The sequence below is a fragment of the Akkermansia sp. JRP_AM1 genome, from assembly GCF_049262625.1.
Classification (GTDB): Bacteria; Verrucomicrobiota; Verrucomicrobiia; order Verrucomicrobiales; family Akkermansiaceae; genus Akkermansia; species Akkermansia massiliensis.
The window spans coordinates 1402540-1420974 of the sequence record NZ_CP118234.1 but is presented as its reverse complement, the minus strand read 5'-3'; the positions used below and the strand labels follow the sequence as shown (position 1 = coordinate 1420974).

The window sequence follows — 18435 nt, the reverse complement described above, 5'->3', positions numbered from 1 at the left end:
CCATGTTCCGCCTGCTGACGACCAGCCTTCTCGCGATTCTGTGCCTGCATCTTCCCGCAGCGCACGGGAAACCCGCGCAGGCGGAAAAGGCGGATGCCATCCAGATCGCCAAAATTCCGGACATCCCGCCCGCGAAATCCGAACAATTTGACCAGGCGTTCCGCCGCGGCGTAGACTTCCTGCTGAAAACGCAGAACAGGGACGGCTCCTGGGGCGACCACCGGGTGATCGGCACCTGGAACATCCTCTGCCCCTATCCGGACGGCCCGCTCACCTTCAAGACGGCAAGCACCGCCCTGTGCATTGCGGGGCTTAACGCCAGCCCCCTGCACAACGAACCCGCCGTGCAGCAGGCCATGACCCGCGCGGAAAACTACCTGATCCGTACGATGCCCCATTTGAAGCGCGGCGACTCCCTTTGCGTGTACAACACCTGGGCGCATACCTACGTGCTGGACGCCATGAGCATGCGGGCCGCAAGACTGGACCGGAACAGCCCGCGCTACCGGGAGCTGAAAAGCTGCGCCGGCTCCCAGGTGAAAAAGCTCAATGAGCTGGCTTCCGCCATGGGGGGCTGGGGCTACCTCACCTATTCCGGCTTCAGCAAACGGCCCGCGGCGCAGCCTACCTCCTTCCTGACGGGAACCGTCCTCATCTCCGCCTGGATGGCCGGAAAATCATTCGGCCTGTCGCTGGACAACAAAATATTCAGCCGCGCGTTGAAATTCCTCAAATCCCAGAGGACGCCGGCGGGAACCTACGTCTATTCTCTGGGGCATGCCTTCTATCCCGGCCGGCCCATCAACCGCCACACCGGCAGCCTGGCACGCACCCCCGCCTGTGACTACGCCATCAGGCTCTGGGAGCCGGAGGACATCTCCCTGCGCCAGCTCGTGGACGGACTGGACCGCCTGTGGAGCCGCCGGGGATGGCTGACGATGGCCCTGCACAAGCCCACTCCCCATGAAAGTTTCGCTCAGAATTCCGGCTACTTTTTCTACTACGGATACTATTATTCAGGAATGTGTCTGGACATGCTGGCCCCAAATCAGGTAAAACGCCATGCGTCTCTATTGGCGGACGACATCCTCACCCGTCAGGGAACAGACGGTTCCTGGTGGGATTACCCCCTGTACAATTATCACAAATTCTACGGCACCGGCTACGCCCTTTACGCCCTTTCCCGCGCGTGGGACAAGCTGTACGGACAGCCGGAACCGCCTTCATCCCTTACTTCCACACCATTCCGGCCATGACAAACACCATGAAATCCCTTCTGGCGCTCTGCCTGTTCTGCGGCGCGGGCGCCGTCTCCACCGCGGAAACGCCGGTCCGGCACACGTCCTTCAAGCCCGGTGAAATCTGGACGGACAACAACGGCGTGCACATCAACGCCCACGGCGGCGGCATCCTGTACGACAAGGGCACCTACTACTGGTACGGAGAACACAAGGTGGAGGGGGACGCCGGAAACCGCGCCCAGGTGGGCGTGCACTGCTATTCCTCCAGGGACCTGTACAACTGGAAGGACGAGGGAATCGCCCTGAAAGTGGTGGAAGGGGACAACTCCCACCCCATCGCCAAAGGCTGCATCCTGGAACGCCCCAAGGTGGTCTACAACAAGAAGACCAAAAAGTACGTGATGTGGTTCCATCTGGAGCTCAAGGGAAAAGGCTATGGCGCGGCCTATGCGGGCGTGGCTACGGCCACAAAGCCCACCGGCCCGTTCACGTTCCTGAAAGCCGGGCGCGTCAATCCGGGCAAATGGCCCATGAACATGGACAAGAAGGACCAGACCATGAAAACGTTCAAGGGAGTGCCCGGCCTGACCTCCAGCGCCCTGCCGGAAGGCGTGCGTTCCGAGGACATGTTCAAGAAGGACTTTGAAAAAGGACAGATGAGCCGGGACATGACCATCTTTGTGGATGATGACGGCAAGGCCTACCACATCTATTCCTCCGAGGAAAACAGCACTACCCACATCGCGGAACTGACGCCGGACTACACGGAGCACACCGGAAAATTCGTCCGCGTCTTCCCCGGCCGCTTCATGGAAGCTCCCGCCATCTTCAAGCACAAGGGCAAATACTACTTCATCGCCTCCGGATGCACAGGCTGGGCGCCGAACGCCGCCCGCAGCGCCGTGGCTCCCCGCATTGCCGGACCGTGGACGGAGCTCAAAAACCCCTGCGTGGGTCCCAAGGCCGGGAGCACCTTCGGCGGACAGAGCACCTACATCCTGCCCGTACAGGGCAAACCCGGCAAATTCATCTTCATGGCGGACATCTGGCGGCCCCAGAACGCCATTGACGGCCGCTATATGTGGCTTCCCATCCAGTTTGACGGAGACCAGATCAAACTGGAATGGAAAGACGAATGGAAACTGGAAGACATGTAACCCGATTCACCGCCAACACGCATGAAAACACTGCTGCTCACCTTTTTTGCCGGACTGGCCTGCTGCCTCTCCTCCGTTGCCACGGCTGACGCCCCCGTCAAACACACGTCCTTCAAGCCCGGTGAAATCTGGACGGACAACAACGGCGTGCACATCAATGCCCACGGCGGCGGCATCCTGTACGACAAGGGCACCTACTACTGGTACGGGGAGCACAAGGTGGAGGGGGACGCCGGAAACCGCGCCCAGGTGGGCGTGCACTGCTATTCCTCCAGGGACCTTTACAACTGGAAGGACGAAGGAATCGCCCTGAAAGTGGTGGAAGGGGACAACTCCCACCCCATCGCCAAGGGCTGCATCCTGGAACGCCCCAAGGTAGTCTACAACAAGAAGACCAAAAAGTACGTGATGTGGTTCCACCTGGAACTCAGGGGGAAGGGCTACGGTTCCGCGTACGCGGGCGTGGCTACGGCCACAAAGCCCACCGGACCGTTCACGTTCCTGAAAGCCGGGCGCGTCAATCCGGGCAAATGGCCCCTGAATCTGGACAAAAAGGACCAGACGACCGAGTTCACCAAGGAGATGCCTGACTATGTCCGCATCATCCGCAGGGACTTCCCCGGCGGCCAGATGAGCCGTGACATGACCATCTTTGTGGACGACAACGGCAAGGCCTACCATATTTACTCCTCCGAAGGGAACATCACCCTGCACATCGCGGAACTGACGCCGGACTACACCGGGCATAACGGAAAATACGTCCGCGTCTTCGTCAACCGCTACATGGAAGCTCCCGCCATCTGCAAGCACAACGGGAAATACTACATGATCGCCTCCGGCTGCTCCGGCTGGGCACCCAACGCGGCTCGCAGCGCCGTGGCCCCCCGCATGGCCGGACCGTGGACGGAGCTCAAAAATCCCTGCGTGGGGCCCAAGGCCAATATCACCTTCGGCGGACAAAGCACCTACATCCTGCCCGTACAGGGCAAGCCCGGCAAATTCATCTTCATGGCGGACATCTGGCGGCCTAAAAACGCCATTGACGGCCGCCACATGTGGCTTCCCATGAAATGGGACGGCGACCAGATCATTCTGGAATGGAAGGATGAATGGACCCTGAAGGATCTGTAACCGTTTCCTTCCCCCCTTTCATGCAGGATACGATCTACTGCTTCCACCTCCTGGCCACGAGGCAGAAGCGCACCCTGCTATATGCCCTGTGCTCCATTCCCGTCGTCACGGCAATCTGGCTGCTGAATCCGGAATGGCCTTTCTGGGCCGGTTACATTGCCTGGGCGCTCGTCTGCACGGCAGTTCTGATGATTCAATATGCCGCCCCTCTCCCCATCCGCTGCCCACACTGCGGGCATGCCGGGCTTCGCCCCGCCTCGCAGACGCCGGAGGAACAGGGAAGGCCGGACACAGGCATCATGCTGGAATGCCGGGGCTGCGGCTCCTCCTTTTATACGGACGCCTATCTCCCATGGCCGGGGAAAAGCGTTCGCCGCCGTCCCGTTTCCGCGGATGAATGGGAAGAAAAACCTGCCTGTAAACAAGCCGGGCCTGCTTCCTCCGGAGAGGAAAGCAGGCCGGACAGGTTTTCGTGAATTTAACGGAGGAAAAGATTAACGGGCTTTCTTGGAAGCCATCACATAATTCCTCATGCGCTGGTCAGCGGGAGTGGTGGGGCGCACGCTGGTGACCCAGTTGCCATCCTTGTCCTTCTTCTTGATTTCCGTTCTGTCCCGGTACAGCTTCGCGGAGAAATCGTTGGAATCAAGGATCACCGGGCCGGGGCCCTTGGTGACGATGGGAGTGGGCGGTACTTCCGCCACCACCGTCATGGGGGTAGTAAGGGAATCATACCAGTACACCAGTTCCTGCTGGCCGATGGGGTTGTCCGGATAAGGCGCATAGGCTCCGTTATTGGTGGAAACCTTCACATAGGCCGGTTCCGGGAACGTGGTCTGATAGGAAGAAGGGGAACAGGCCCCCAACAGCAAAAGGCCGGCTCCGCCGACAATGATCATGGAATGCAGTTTCATATAGGCATTTGATTCCCTCCCGTCTCGTTCCGTTCAGACGATGCACGGTTCCGGGAACTTCCACTATGCCGTGAAAACTTTCCAAATTCACTTATTTTCAAACAGAAACGTTTATGAATGACAGAACTTCCGCCCGTTTGTCTTATCTCCGTCTTGAACGCGTTGCTGCACGCCGGAAACCATCGGGACCTCTTCCAGCCCTTGCACCCTCCGGAATATTCCGGACAACCATGCTCCGGGCAGGTAAGGCGGCATTAACAAAAACCATTCCCCTTCCAACAAAAAAACCTGCCGGGAATGACCTCCCGCACCAGCTCTGAAAAACGTTCCCGGCTCCGGCTCAGTCATACGCAGGCGGAGAGGAAGGGGAGGAATGTTCTCTCTCCTTTTTCCGTTCTTCTCCGGTGATGCCTCCGTGACGCCGCAGCAACGCGGCCATCTCCCCATCCCCGCGCTCCAGCGCCATGTCCAACGCCGTACGGCCCCTGGCATCCACCGCATTGAGCAGCTCCCGGCACGAAACCAGAATATCCGCCAGGGGAGCGGATCGGGAGGCAACGGCCTTCATCAGGGGAGTCGTCGTACCGCCCGGAAGCATATCCTCCCCGGACAGGCGAAGCCGGGACATCAGAAAACGAAGCATGCTCTCATCCCCCGTTTCCACGGCCAAAAAAACGGCTGGCCAGGGAGAAACCGAACTGAATAAATCCGTGCGCAGCCTTTCCAGGTTTTCAGACAATTTTCGGTAAGCCGCAGCGGACGATCCTCCGGCCGCTGCCATGCGCTCCACGATCAGACGCGCTTCCCCAAAGCCGGCAAAATTCCGGGCCGGGCTGGTGAAGCCCTCTGATCTTCTCTCCGGTACCAGCCCCGCGACGGCCAGCAAATCCCGGCACCTCTGGCGGTACAGCCACGACTCATGCGCCGTCATGTAAATGCCTATCCCGGAACTCCAGAAATAAATGCCGGGCTGAATTTCATACTCCACGGAAAAAACCACATCACGCCGCCACGCCCGGTCCGCCTCCCGGAGCCTGTCCTCCCATCCGGTACGCATGAAACTGCAGCCATTCTACGGCAAGAAAGCCGTCCGGATACCGGACAACCGGGCCTTCCAGTAATTCCGGTAGGAGCCCAGCAGGAACTTGACGAAGGGATATTCAGAAGAACAAACGGCCTGTTCCACCTTTTGCAGCACGGGGTCATTCTCCTGCCAGCCGGGATCAACGGGCGCAATGTCCACCAGAGGGTAGGCATTCGTCGCGCAGGCCGTATCCGCAATAGCCATCATCCGTTCCATCTTCTTGAAGGCCCGGCGCACATGGACTTCCGCCTCCTCCAGCTCTCCCAATGACCCGGCATCGGGTACGCCCTCCCCCTTCATGGCAGAGCGCCGGTTTTGGTCGGCCAGCATCCACGCCCTGTAAAACCTCTCATCCGCTCTTAAAAATGCCTCCCAAGCCACCTGCGCCTGCACCCAGGATTCCATCACTATTTCATCCTGCAATTCCTGAAGAGGCATTTCCTTAAACCACTTTGATTGATGTTCAATCAATTCCGACTTTACAAACCACCGTGAAGCCAACCAGGCGGCTACGGGAGCATAAAGAGCATCCAGCCGGGACTGCCAATAGGCGTCCAGTGCGGCGGCTTCCTTCAGCGCACGAGCATCCTTCGCCGCCCGGGTGGCGTCTATCGCTTGTTCCAGACGGACAGGCTCCGTCCCCTCCGGACCAGGAACCGCACCTTTTCCATAGGCTGGTATATATTCGGCGAACGCCTTCAACGTTCCGGAAGGCAGTAAAAACTCCCTGGAAGGATCGGACGGCACATCCCCGGAAGCCCACCCGGCCACGCAAAATGCCGCCGCGGCCATAATCCGCCATCTCATGCCCATGCTGCTCCTGTTCTCTTCCTTCCGGCTTCCCCGCACGAGCCGCCATCATGTCATCATCCGGATTTCACGGCCTTTTCTTTTCAACGGGCAACCGCATGAAGGAAAGGAGCTTGCCGGGAACGCGGAGGCGTGGTTGAATGCATGCCTTCTCCATGATTACGGATTTCCGGCTGAAAGTGTTTGAGACCGTCGCGCGGCGCCTGAACTTCACGCGCGCGGCGGAGGAGCTGTTCATCACGCAGCCGGCCGTCACCCGGCATATCAAGGAGCTGGAACGCCTGCTGGACGCCCGCCTGTTCAAAAGGGAAGGCCGCGGCATCGCCCTGACGGCGGAAGGCGTGCGCCTGCTGGTCCATTCCCGCCGCATCCTCAAGGAATATGAAACGCTGGCGGAAGACATGTCTTCCGGCCGGAATACGCCCGTTTCCGGTGAATTGAGCCTGGGAGCCAGCTCCACCATGTCCCAGTACGTCCTGCCTCCGCTGCTGGCCCTGTTCAACCGCCATTATCCGGAAATACGCATACGGCTGAAAAGCGGCAATACGGAGGAAATCGAACAGGCCGTGCAGGATGAAGCCGTGCAGCTCGGCATCGTGGAAGGCACCGCAAGGCGTACGGACCTGCATTACCTGCCCTTCATGGAGGATGAAATCATTCTGGCGGGCGGTTCTCATGCCGCCGCCCCGCGGGAAGGCCTCTCCCTCCCGCAGCTCTCCCATGTTCCCCTGATCATGCGGGAACCGGGGTCCGGCACGCGCCGGGTGGTAGAGGAAGTCCTGAAGAAACACGGAATCGCCGCTTCCGGCCTCCACGTCCTGATGACGCTGGGCAATACGGAAAGCATCAAGATGTATCTGGCGCATTCTCCGGCATGCTCTTTTCTCTCCTCCCTCGCCGTGCGGGAAGAGCTCAAACGCGGGGATTTGAAAAAAATCCATCTCCGCCATCTGGAAATCCGCCGTTCCTTCCACTTTGCCAACGGGCACGGAGACTACAGCAGAATCAATGAATTATTCATCAAATTCTGCCGGAATTATTATAACAAAATCTAATCGCCTATAACAATTTCTGATTAGATTTTATGATGATTGTGGAGTATATCTCCCACGCAGCCGTTCCGGCACGTTCCCCCTCCGGACAAGACGGGCGGCCGCAGCCATCATTCTACAGCCCATGTCCCCCAAACATCTCGCCAATCCGCTCCACGGCATCCTGCTCATCGTCCTGTTCTCCTTTTCCGCCTTCTACATTGCGGACTTTGAATGGGTGAAACACCTCTCCTTCAGTCCGCTGATTGTCGGCATCGTGCTGGGGATGCTTTACGCCAACAGCCTGCGCAACCACCTTCCGGAAGCGTGGGTGCCCGGCATCCAGTTCTGCACCAAGCAGGTGCTGAGAACAGGCATCGTCCTGTACGGGTTCAAGCTGACTTTCCAGAGCGTGATCGACATCGGGGGCGCGGCTCTTCTGATCGACCTCATTGTGGTCTCCCTCACCATTCTGCTGGGCGCGGGACTGGGGCGGCTGCTGAAAATGGACCGGGACACGGCCCTTCTGACCTCCATCGGCAGTTCCATCTGCGGGGCGGCGGCCGTCCTGGGCGCGGAACCCGTCGTGAAAAGCAAGCCTTACAAGGCGGCCGTGGCCGTTTCCACCGTCGTCATCTTCGGCACGCTATCCATGTTCCTGTATCCGGCCCTGTACCGGGCCGGAATGCTGAACCTGACGACGGAACAGATGGGCCTCTTTACCGGAGCCACCCTTCATGAAGTGGCCCACGTGGTGGGCGCCGGCAACGCCATGGGGCAGGCCATCTCCGACCCGGCCATCATCGTCAAGATGATCCGCGTGATGATGCTGGCCCCGGTGCTGGTCATCCTGAGCATCATCCTGGCGCGGCGGGACTCCGCCGCCGGAGGAAACAGCGAAAAACGTAAAATCACCATCCCCTGGTTCGCGTTCCTGTTCCTCGCCGTCATCGGCTTCAATTCCCTGCACCTGCTGCCTGCCGAACTGGTGGACGCCATCAACACCCTGGACACGTTCCTGCTGACCATGGCGATGACGGCTCTGGGCGCAGAATCCAGCTTTGAGAAGTTCAAGAAAGCCGGAGCGCGCCCCTTCCTGCTTGCGGGCCTCCTGTACGTCTGGCTCTTCTTCGGCGGCTACTGGCTGGTCAAGCTCATCAGCTTCTAAACTTTAAAGACCTTTCGCCTGCGGGGGGAGCATGCATCCGCGTCTCCTCCCCGTACGGAAGCAAAAAGGCCGTTTCATCCGCAACGGAACGGTTTCCAACAGAGAAACGGCTACTCAACATGAGTTCCTTGAGATAAAAAGCAGCCCCTGATTCCGGATTTATCATTCGTTTCCCGGCGGATCCGGGCAGTAAACCGCTCCTATTCCCGCTGCTGCGGCAGGTTTTCCCAGCCTGCCCCAACAAAAATTCATAGCCAAACCGTTTGGAGACGCTATAGTACACGTACCCAGTTTTTAAAACAAATGGCAACCAAATTATTCATTCCCGGACCCACTGAAGTAGCACCTGAAGTACTTGCCGCCATGAGCGGCCCGATGATGGGGCACCGATCCAAGGCGGCTTCCGCCCTGCAGCGCCGCATTTCCAACAATCTGCGCCGCATTCTGCTGACGGAACAGGAAATCCTGCTCTCCACTTCCTCCGGTACGGGCTTGATGGAAGGCGCCGTGCGTTCCTGCACCGCCAAGCGAGCCGCCATTTTTTCCGTGGGCGCCTTCGGCGACAAATGGTACAAGATTGCCACGGGCAACGGCGTTCCCTCCGACATTTTCAAGAGCGAACTCGGCCAGCCCACCACCCCGGAAATGGTGGACGCCGCCCTCTCCACCGGCAAGTACGACACTATCTGCATCACCCATAATGAAACGTCCACCGGCGTCCAGAACCCGGTGGAGGAAATTGCGGAAGTACTCAAAAAATACCCGGACGTCGTATGGTGCATGGACGCGGTAAGTTCCGCCGCCGGCTCCCGGATTGAAACGGACAGGCTGGGCGTGGACGTGCTGGTGACCTCCACCCAGAAGGCGCTGGCGCTCCCCCGGCATGGCTGTCTGCACGCTGTCCCAAAAGGCTTATGAACGCACCGCCTCCGTCCCCAACCGCGGTTGCTACTTTGACCTGCGCTCCATTTACGACACTATCCAGAAAAAGGACTACCAGTACACGAACACCCCCTGCGTCTCCATCATGTACGCCATGGACCTCCAGCTCCAGCGCATCATGCAGGAAGGCGTGGAAAACCGCTTTGCGCGCCATGAAGCCATGGCGGAATTCGTGCGCTCCTGGGCGGATGAATATTTCAGCGTCTTCGCCAACCGGGACCATCTTTCCCGCACCCTGACGGTCATCAGCAACACGAGGGACATTGACATCGCCGCCCTGAACAACGTGCTGATCGAACGCGGCATGCAGCTCGGCAACGGTTACGGGGATTTGAAGAACAAGACCTTCCGCATCGCCCACATGGGTGAGCTGACGATGGACGACATGCGCTCCATCACGTCCAACATCGTGGACATCCTGAAACTCAAGTAAGCGTTTTCCCTTCCCTCTTTTCCGGCCCCGCCCGGGAAAGAGGGAAGAACGCCTCCTCCGGAGAATGAACGGAACAGCCGCCATGAACAAGGTTCTTCACACGGCGCTCCAGGCTCTGTTCATCATCGCCTCCGCCTGCGTCCTGACGGCCCTCATCATCGCCGGAGCCTTGAATGAAGCCATGCGCCCCTGGTCCGGAGCCTTCTTTCTAATGCTTGTTCCGTACTACCTGATCCTGGTGAAAAAACGCCTGGACCGGGAACAGGCGGGGGAAATGGCGCGCTCCTGCACATGGAGCATGGCCGCCGCGGCAAGCCTGTTCCTGCTGCTCATCGGGATGCTCCTGCTGTTGAACAGCATTCCGGGAGGCGGAGAGTTTGTCCGGCTTCTCCTGTTCAAGCCCCTGGATTTTCTCAAAGCGGCAGGAGCGCCCATGCGGTACCTGCTGCTGTTCATTGCGGCATGTATTTTGGCGGGGCTTGTCTCCGGCATCCGTGCGCTATATCATTGCTCCCTCCGTCATTAACCTTCTGTACTCTCTCATTTTTCCATGTCCACACTCCATCCCTTCCCCGCCCTCCGTCCGCCCCGGGAACTGGCCGCGCGGGTTTCCTCCCTCCCCTATGACGTCATGAACCACCGGGAGGCCAGGGAAATGGCCGCCGGAAACGACGCCTCCTTCCTCCACATCTGCCGCTCCGACATCGACACGAGCGAAACCGCCATCCACGCCCCGGAAACCTATGCCAAGGCGCGGGAAAACCTGGAAGCATTCGTCCGCAAGGGCTACCTCGTCCGGGATGAAAAACCTTCCTTCTACATTTACCGCCAGATCATGTGGGGCCGCGTGCAGACGGGCATCGTCGGCTGCGCCTCCGTGGATGAATACGCCAGCGACGTCATCAAAAAGCATGAACTGACCCGCAGGGAAAAGGAGCTGGACCGCATTGAGCACTTTGACGCCTGTTCCGCCCAGACGGAACCGGTATTCCTGGCCTACCGCAAGCACGAGGGCCTTTCCGGCATCATCCGGGAATGGATCAAATTCCACAAACCGGAGTACGATTTCACCACGGACGACGGCGTTACCCACATCCTGTGGCCCGTCTCCGATCCCGGCACGGTGGAAGCCATCCGCAAAGGCTTTGAAGAAGTGGATGCTCTTTACATAGCGGACGGCCATCACCGTACGGCGTCCAGCGCCGCCGTTTCCGCCAGGCGGCGCAAGGAGCACCCGGACTACACGGGACAGGAGGAATTCAATTACCTGATGGCCGTCGTCTTCTGTGATGAAGACCTCTTCATCATGGACTACAACCGCGTCGTGCGCGACCTGAACGGCCTGTCCAGGGAAGAATTCCTAGAAAAGCTCCGCGCCTCCTTTGACGTGGCGCCTGCGGACGCCGTTCCCGGAGAAGGCTACGCCCCCCGCGCCAAGCACGAATTCGGCATGTATCTGGACGGCCGGTGGTATTCCCTCACCGCCAAACCGGGAACCTTCCCGGCGGACCATCCCATCGAAAGCCTGGACTGCGCCATTCTCCAGGCGAATGTGCTGGCCCCCATCCTGGGCATTGACGATCCGCGCACAAGCGACCGCATCGACTTCGTAGGCGGCATCCGCGGCCTGGGAGAACTGGAACGCCGCTGCTCCGGAGAAATGGCGCTGGCCTTCTCCCTGTACCCCGTCACCATGGACGACCTCTTCCGCGTGGCGGATGCCGGGGAAATCATGCCCCCCAAGTCCACGTGGTTTGAGCCCAAGCTGCGCAGCGGACTTTTTGTCCATACCATTGAACAATGACATTTTCCACCATACCAACATGAACAAGGTTCTTATTCCCACCAAACTCTCCGACGTAGCGGCCAATACGCTTAAAACGGCCGGCTATGAAGTCGTCCAGGACGCCGACACGCCTCTGGAAGAACAGGCCGCCGCCCATCCGGACACCGTGGCCCTGATCGTCCGCAGTGAAAAAGTCACTCCGGCAATCATGGACGCCCTCCCCTCCCTGAAGCTGGTCATCCGCGCCGGAGCCGGCTACGACAACATTGACATCGTGTACGCCCGCAAGAAGAATGTGGACGTCATGAACACCCCCGGCGCCAACTCCAACGCCGTGGCGGAGGAAGTCATGGCCATGATTCTGGCGTATTACCGCCACATCGTCCAGGCGGACGCCACCACCCGGGAAGGCCTGTGGGAAAAGAAAAAATACATGGGCAGCGAGCTGACCAAAAAAACCGTGGGCATCATCGGCCTGGGCAACATCGGCCGCAACCTCGTCAAGCGCCTCCAGGGATTTGAACCCACCCTGCTGGGCTACGACCACTTTCTGGCCCGCCAGCGCGCCCTGAACATCGGCGTCACCCCCACCAGCATTGAAGACATCTTCTCCCAGTGCGACATCATCACCCTGCACGTTCCGGGCGGTCCCTCCACCCACCACATGGTGAACGCGGAACTTATCGACAGCATGAAGGACGGCGCGGTGCTCATCAATTGCTCCCGCTACGGCGTGGTGGATGAAGAAGCGCTGGCCGCCGCCAAGGCCGCGGGCAAAAACATCGGCTACCTGACGGACGTCCACCCCAAGGACGCGCCAGGAGAAAAACCTTCCGCCGCCATGGCGGACCTCATCCTTCCCCACCTGGGCGCCAACACCCGGGAGGCCAACACGAAGGCGGCCAAGCGCGCCGCGGAACAGATGGTGGCCTATTTTTCTGACGGAGACACCTCCTGCGTGGTGAACGGGGAATCCCCCAACGGTCTCAATCCGGCCCATCTCCAACTGGCTTTCCTGCTCGCTGCCCTGGCCCGCAAAGCCGGAGGCAACAAGCCTATCCGCCGGGTGGAATGCACCTTCTACGGCAACTTGCGCGTCTTCCGCAAATGGTTCACTGCCCCCATTCTGGAAGGGCTGCTGCCGCACGCGGAAAAGGGCCTCATGCCCGCCGCCGCGGAAGAATCCCTGCGGGAGCACGGCATCGTCTTCAAGGCGCGGGAGCCCAAGGACGACAAGCCCTATGAAGATTCCATCACGCTGGACGTGGTGATGGAAGATGAGGGGGAATATTTCAACACCAGCGTGCGCGGCGTGGTGACGGAAGGCATTCCCATGGTCTCCCGCCTGAACAACTTCAACGGGCTGTATGCGGACCTGCGCGGCACAACGCTGTTCCTGCATTACAAGGACCGTCCCGGCATCATCGCCACCATCGGTTCCGCCCTGTACTCCAACGGCATCAACATTGACAACATCGCCGCTCCGGCCGATCACGCCACGCGGGAAGCCCTGGCCGTCCTCAAGACCAACAAACCCGTTTCCGATGAACTGCTGAACAAGATTGCGGAAGAGATAGACGCCATCTCCGCCTTCTCCCTGAATCTTTAACAGGAATTAGACTCATTTCCGGACTCTGCCGGAACCCGCCTTCCAGGCAGCCCGCTTCCTCTCCATTCCCGGAGGGAGGCGGGTTGCCTTTATTTCTGCCATGTTGACAAGGCACACTCCTTTTTGTACTTTTACCCGAATCGTTGGAACACTCTCATGCGCTATGTACTGCTTCTCCTGACCATTTTAACCGCCGGATTCTCCGTCTGGTACTATCAACACCATATCTCCCCGGAAGGAAAGGAACTGGCCGCCCGGAAAACAGCCATGGAACAGGAGGCCGTAGTATTGGAGAAAACCGTCAGCCAGACCCGGAAGAAACTGGATGAAGCCCAGGACGCCACCCGGACGGCGGAAGAGGCCATGGAAAAATTCCAGGAAACCTATCTTGAGCAGAAAAGACAGCAGCAGCAGGAAGCCCAGGTTGCCGCCTACCAAAAAAGCATGGCGGACCAGCAGGAGGAAGTGAAGGAACACGACCAGAGGATTGACCAGTTGCGCCGCCGCATGAGCAGGCAGAGGGAAAACTCCAAGTCCGCCAGGGAAGAACTGCTTCAAAAGAGGGAGGGAATGAAAACCCTGCTTGCGAAGTTGGCCGACAAGCAGAGAAGTATTCAGGCGGAACTGGGGCAGGCCGAACGGGAACTGGCCAAGAACCGGGAGGATGCCAAAGCCAAAAAGAAATTTTCAGGAGCCGCTCCCCAGAAGGAGAACATCTCGGAACTTCAATCGCAAATAGCCTTCATTCGCCTGAAAACCTCCGCCACAAAGAAAAAAATGCAGGCTCTGGACGCCGCCCTGGAAGCCCTGGAAGAAAAAACCGGCAAGCAGCAGCTACTGATGCAGAAAGCGGAGGAAAAACTCACCGAACAAAAAAACAAGGCCTTAACCGACGATGACCGGGAAGAAACCGCCGCCCCGGACCCGGGAGATGACGATTTGCTGGCTACAGCCGGATACAGGGAGCAGTCCAAAGCCGTCCGGAACGCTCTGGAACAAGCCCGGAAAGAAGAGGAACAGGCGTCCCGGACCTATGACGAGGCCCGAGCTGAAATGCGCAAGTCTTCCAGAGAAGAAGTGAAAAAGCTGGAGAAGGAGGAAAAAGACCATGCCTCCTTCCAGAAGCTGTTCACGGGCGCTGCCTCCGTTGTGGGATTCATCCTCCTCCTGTTCACGGTGGGGGCCTTCCGCCGCAGCAACGGCTGAGCGTGTTCCTGAAAACTTGAGGGCACGGAATGAAGAAAAGCTCCTGCGTCCCGTTTGCCGCTCTTCCGGCGCCCTCCGCAGGGAGGCGTTGACGGGCGGCAGGGATATGGTAGTCTCAGGCCTGCCTGATCATGCTCACACTGGCCCAGCTTCACGGACAACCGGAAATTTTCCATTCCATCCAGGGGGAAGGCGTCTCCCAGGGGACTCCCTGCGTCTTTCTGCGCCTGGCAGGCTGCAACCTGGCCTGTTCCTGGTGTGACACGGCGTACTCCTGGAACGGGACAGTTCCCGGAGTGCGGCTCACGCCTGAAAAGGCGGCGGAACTGGCGCTCCGTTATCCATGCCGCCGCCTGGTACTGACCGGGGGAGAACCGCTCATTCAGCAAAAAGCCCTTCCCGCCCTGCTGCGCCTGCTGCCGGACCATGCCGTGGAGCTGGAAACCAACGGCACCATTATGCCGGATGCGGAACTGCTGGAACGCATCACGCAATTCAACGTGTCTCCCAAACTCCCCCACTCCGGCAATGAAACCGCCAGAACATGGAAACCGGACATCCTGCGCCGTCTGGCTTTCACGGAAAAAGCGTGGTTCAAATTCGTAGTGGCGTGCGAGGAAGATGTAAAAACCGCCCTGCGGCAGGCTTCCGGGGCAGACATTCCCGCAGAACGCATCCTGCTCATGCCACTGGCCTCCACACGGGCAGAGCTGGACGCCATGCGCGCGCAGACGGTGGAATGGTGCCTCCGTTATGGCCTCCGCTTTTCAGACCGTCTGCACATCGCCATTTGGGACAGCAAAAAGGGCGTTTGAAAACGCCCTTGTATAGTCAAAGGAAAATATTCCCTGGCAGGCATCCTGCGTGGAGCTCTTCGCCCCATCATTCCGGCAGCTTATGCCTTCTGCTTCAGGTCCAGCAGCATCTGGGCGTTGCTTGGGTACTTGTTCAGGAAAAACAGGAAGCGTTCCATGGCCTCTACAGGCTTGTGCCCCGCCAGCGCGCGGCGGATCAGGTTCATCTTGTACAGCCACGCTTCCGGCATGATGAGTTCTTCCCGGCGCGTTCCCGATTTCAGGATATCCACGGCCGGGAAGATATACTGCTCCGCAATGCGGCGGTTCAGGACAAGCTCCATGTTGCCCGTACCCTTGAACTCCTGGAAAATCAGGTCATCCATACGGCTGTTGGTTTCCACGAGTGCAGTGGCGATGATGGTCAGGGAACCGGCCTGGCGCGTATTGCGGGCGGCGGCAAAAAGACGGCGGGGCATTTCCAGTGCACGGGCATCAATGCCGCCGGACATGGTGCGGCCGCTTCCCTTGTCCGCGTTATTATAGGCACGGGCAAGGCGCGTGATGGAATCCATCAGCAGGAAGACATGCTGGCCGGCTTCCACAAGCCGCTTGGCGCGCTCAATGCAAAGCTCCGCCATGCGGCAGTGGTCACGCACCCTGCCGTCATTGGAAGAAGCGTATACCTCGGCTCCGGGAAGGGAACGCTTGAACTCCGTCACTTCTTCCGGGCGCTCGTCCACCAGCAGCACCATCAGGTGGATGGAATCCTTGTAATTCTCCAGAATGGCTTCCGCCATGTGCTGCAGCAGCGTCGTCTTCCCCGCGCGGGGCGGAGAAACGATCAGGCCACGCTGGCCGCGCCCGATAGGCGCAATCAGGTCCAGCGTGCGCGTGGTATAGCGCTCCGGACGGGTTTCAAAGGAAATGCGCTTATTCGGATTGACCGCCTTGAGCTCTTCAAAATGCGGGCTCTTGCGGGCCTTCTCCGGAGCATCTCCGTTGACGGCGGATATCTCCGTCAGAAGAATGCCGCGGTCATGGCGGCAGGCTTGTCCATGCACCCAAACGGCGGGACGCAGGCCGAACTTGCGGATCATGTCCTGCGGAACGTACACGGCTTCCGCAAAAGCGTCAAAATCATTATCCGGCTTCCTTAAAAAGCCGAATCCCTTATTCGTGATTTCCAGCAGGCCGTCCACCGGTTCCGGAGGCGCCAGCTCACGGGGAGCATTATTCTGGGGAGCATTCCCCTCCTGGTGATTATTGTTCCAGCGGTTTTTAACCCGGTCATTGCCGTTCCTGCCATTGCGGCCGTCCTGCCGGTTGTTCCGGTTCTTATTGAAACGGTCGTTGTTATTGCGGCGGTTCTGTCTCTCAAAACGCTGCCTTTGCGGTTCATTCGTCCGATGGGATTCCCGCGCGGCATCTCCGGAGAAATCCGTAGCGCCTTCCTGTACCACCTTGATGGACGGAGCGGCAGAATCCGCATCCGGCCCTGTCTCCTGTACCCGCGGTTTTCTCACAAACCTCTGGCGGATCACCTTCGGCCTGCCTCCTTCGGACTGTTCCGGAGCAGAATCCGCAGGACTGGCGGCCGGTTCGGCAGGCGCCATGGAAACGGCAGCGTCCGTTTTGGCGCCCTCTGCGGCATCGTCTTCAGGCGCAATGGTCTTGGCGGAACGCCTGCGCACCGGCTTGACGGGAGCTTCCGTTACGGGAACATCAGGGGAACCGGCAGTTTCCGGAACTTCCTCCACGGGCTTCTTGCGGGGACGTCCGCGCCGGGGCTTGGCAGGAGCTTCCTCCGTCCCTTCCGCCGCCGGAATTTCAGCGCTGCTTTTGCGGGCGCTCTTCTTCTGCGGCGCATCCGTGCTCTCCATCCCTTCACCCGCCAATTCCGGAACCTTCTTCCTTGCCGTCCGCTTGCGGGGGGCCGGGGAAGAACCCTGTTCCGTCCCGGAAACTTCCGCAGCGGCGTGGGACTCTGCCGGAGCTTCCGCCGCAGACTTGGCTCTGCGGACAATACGTTTTTTGGGCGATGGCTCCGGAGAAACCTGTTCCGGAGTCAAATCTGGGGGGTATCAGACATGGAAAAGAAAATTGGACTGCAACAACAGGCGTCTCCTGAAAGACAACGGCGTTAGTCAAGCTGTTCGAGGATTTCTTCCGCCACGTCGAAATTGGAGAAGACGTTCAGCGCGTCATCGTAATCGTCCAGCGCTTCATACAAGCGCAGGGCGGCCTTCGCCGTCTCCAGATCGTTAATCACGGAAACGTTCTGCGCCACGGAAATCAGCTTCATGGAAATCACCGTATGCCCGGCCTCGCGCAGGGCGGCGCACACATTGTTCAATTCCGTCGGGTCCGTAACAAACACCCATTCATTGTCGGAATCACCCTGCTCCACATCGTCCGCGCCGCATTCCAGCGCCAGGTCCATCGCGGAATCCTCCGTAAGGCCTTCCGCCATGATGCGGGCTTCTCCCTTGCGTTCAAACTGGTAGGCCACGGAACCGGGAGTGCCGATGCTGCCCCCGTTCTTGGTAAACAGAGTGCGCAGCTCGGAAGCGGAACGGTTCGTGTTGTCCGTCGCCACTTCAATCAGGAAAGCCGTGCCCGCCGGGCCGTAGCCTTCATAAGTAATCTCCTGGATGGTGGCGCCGCCCAGTTCCCCGGTGCCTTTCTTGATGGCGCGTTCAATATTCTCCTTGGGGGTGGACACGGCCTTGGCCCCGTCAATGGCGGCCCTCAGGCGAGGGTTCAGATCAGGATCTCCGCCGCCGCTCTTGGCGGCCAGCATGATTTCATGGGCAAAGCGGGCAAACACCTTGCCCTTCTTGGCATCTTCCTTAGCCTTAACGTACTTGATCTTAGACCATTTATTATGTCCTGACATAGAATTGGGAATAATAGTAAGTGTATGTGAAAAGAGACAAACTAACAAGTGGAACTGTTCTTCAACCCGGGCGAACACATTGTCTTTCGCAAATACCACGCAGGAAGGGAATCAGGGTGCGGCCATCCGTAAATAGGTTACAGGGACCGGATACTCTGCCGGGGAACACGCCGCACTCCCTTAAGGGGCTCCGGCTACCGCTTGGCAGTCACTCTCAACACACGCAAAAT

General features: G+C 59.1%; 16 protein-coding genes and 1 pseudogene. 12 read left to right on the top strand and 5 right to left on the bottom strand.

Going from position 1 to position 18435, the window contains the following annotated elements; translation table 11 throughout:
* Window positions 1–2: 2 nt before the first annotated feature.
* Genes PVA48_RS06725 through PVA48_RS06710 form a run of 4 tightly spaced genes read left to right on the top strand, consistent with a single transcriptional unit; the run spans window position 3 to window position 4005 of the window.
* A complete protein-coding gene (locus PVA48_RS06725) occupies window positions 3–1256 on the top strand; it encodes a prenyltransferase/squalene oxidase repeat-containing protein (RefSeq protein WP_022396333.1) in 1254 nt (417 codons plus the stop codon).
* A complete protein-coding gene (locus tag PVA48_RS06720; RefSeq protein WP_102727960.1) occupies window positions 1253–2398 on the top strand; it encodes a glycoside hydrolase family 43 protein in 1146 nt (381 codons plus the stop codon). Before PVA48_RS06725 ends, PVA48_RS06720 begins: the two co-directional genes overlap by 4 nt.
* A gap of 21 nt (window positions 2399–2419) precedes the next feature.
* Entirely contained in the window at window positions 2420–3529 is a 1110-nt protein-coding gene (locus tag PVA48_RS06715; RefSeq protein WP_102721550.1) for a glycoside hydrolase family 43 protein, read from the top strand.
* A gap of 20 nt (window positions 3530–3549) precedes the next feature.
* Window positions 3550–4005: a hypothetical protein gene (locus PVA48_RS06710; RefSeq protein WP_102727959.1), complete on the top strand. Its 456-nt coding sequence runs from the start codon at window positions 3550–3552 to the stop codon at window positions 4003–4005.
* Window positions 4006–4023: 18 nt separating this feature from the next.
* On the opposite strand, the gene PVA48_RS06705 is transcribed toward PVA48_RS06710, so the two are convergent.
* The 3 genes from PVA48_RS06705 to PVA48_RS06695 form a co-directional block, all read right to left on the bottom strand.
* Window positions 4024–4443 carry a hypothetical protein gene (locus tag PVA48_RS06705; protein ID WP_102721552.1) on the bottom strand — a complete coding sequence of 140 codons (420 nt, stop codon included), beginning with the start codon at window positions 4441–4443 and terminating at the stop codon, window positions 4024–4026.
* Between the two features lie 340 nt (window positions 4444–4783).
* Window positions 4784–5500 carry an ankyrin repeat domain-containing protein gene (locus PVA48_RS06700; RefSeq protein WP_102727958.1) on the bottom strand — a complete coding sequence of 239 codons (717 nt, stop codon included), beginning with the start codon at window positions 5498–5500 and terminating at the stop codon, window positions 4784–4786.
* A 15-nt stretch (window positions 5501–5515) separates the two neighbouring features.
* The gene (locus tag PVA48_RS06695) at window positions 5516–6334 is read right to left on the bottom strand and encodes a hypothetical protein (RefSeq protein ID WP_146021063.1); all 819 of its coding nucleotides are present in this window, start codon (window positions 6332–6334) and stop codon (window positions 5516–5518) included.
* Between the two features lie 158 nt (window positions 6335–6492).
* On the opposite strand from PVA48_RS06695, the gene PVA48_RS06690 reads away from it, so the two are divergent.
* From PVA48_RS06690 to PVA48_RS06655, 8 genes and pseudogenes are all read left to right on the top strand, one after another.
* Window positions 6493–7392, top strand: a complete 900-nt coding sequence (locus PVA48_RS06690; RefSeq protein ID WP_102721556.1) for a LysR family transcriptional regulator — start codon at window positions 6493–6495, stop codon at window positions 7390–7392.
* 121 nt (window positions 7393–7513) lie between these two features.
* Entirely contained in the window at window positions 7514–8536 is a 1023-nt protein-coding gene (locus PVA48_RS06685; protein WP_102727956.1) for a YeiH family protein, read from the top strand.
* A gap of 303 nt (window positions 8537–8839) precedes the next feature.
* Window positions 8840–9911: pseudogene (locus tag PVA48_RS06680) on the top strand (pyridoxal-phosphate-dependent aminotransferase family protein).
* An 82-nt stretch (window positions 9912–9993) separates the two neighbouring features.
* The gene (locus PVA48_RS06675; protein WP_146020055.1) at window positions 9994–10437 is read left to right on the top strand and encodes a hypothetical protein; all 444 of its coding nucleotides are present in this window, start codon (window positions 9994–9996) and stop codon (window positions 10435–10437) included.
* A gap of 24 nt (window positions 10438–10461) precedes the next feature.
* A complete protein-coding gene (locus PVA48_RS06670; protein ID WP_102727954.1) occupies window positions 10462–11715 on the top strand; it encodes a DUF1015 domain-containing protein in 1254 nt (417 codons plus the stop codon).
* A gap of 19 nt (window positions 11716–11734) precedes the next feature.
* Complete coding sequence (locus tag PVA48_RS06665) at window positions 11735–13306, top strand: 3-phosphoglycerate dehydrogenase family protein (RefSeq protein WP_180975129.1); 1572 nt, start codon at window positions 11735–11737, stop codon at window positions 13304–13306.
* Window positions 13307–13462: 156 nt separating this feature from the next.
* Entirely contained in the window at window positions 13463–14512 is a 1050-nt protein-coding gene (locus PVA48_RS06660; protein ID WP_102727952.1) for a hypothetical protein, read from the top strand.
* A gap of 131 nt (window positions 14513–14643) precedes the next feature.
* Window positions 14644–15327: a 7-carboxy-7-deazaguanine synthase QueE gene (locus PVA48_RS06655; protein WP_102721563.1), complete on the top strand. Its 684-nt coding sequence runs from the start codon at window positions 14644–14646 to the stop codon at window positions 15325–15327.
* Window positions 15328–15407: 80 nt separating this feature from the next.
* On the opposite strand, the gene rho is transcribed toward PVA48_RS06655, so the two are convergent.
* Both rho and PVA48_RS06645 read right to left on the bottom strand, forming a co-directional pair.
* On the bottom strand, window positions 15408–17378 hold the full coding sequence (gene rho, locus PVA48_RS06650) for a transcription termination factor Rho (protein WP_423232424.1): 1971 nt from the start codon (window positions 17376–17378) through the stop codon (window positions 15408–15410).
* Window positions 17379–17449: 71 nt separating this feature from the next.
* Window positions 17450–18205 (bottom strand): YebC/PmpR family DNA-binding transcriptional regulator, encoded by a 756-nt coding sequence (locus tag PVA48_RS06645; RefSeq protein WP_022396347.1) that lies wholly within the window; start codon window positions 18203–18205, stop codon window positions 17450–17452.
* Window positions 18206–18435 lie beyond the last annotated feature (230 nt).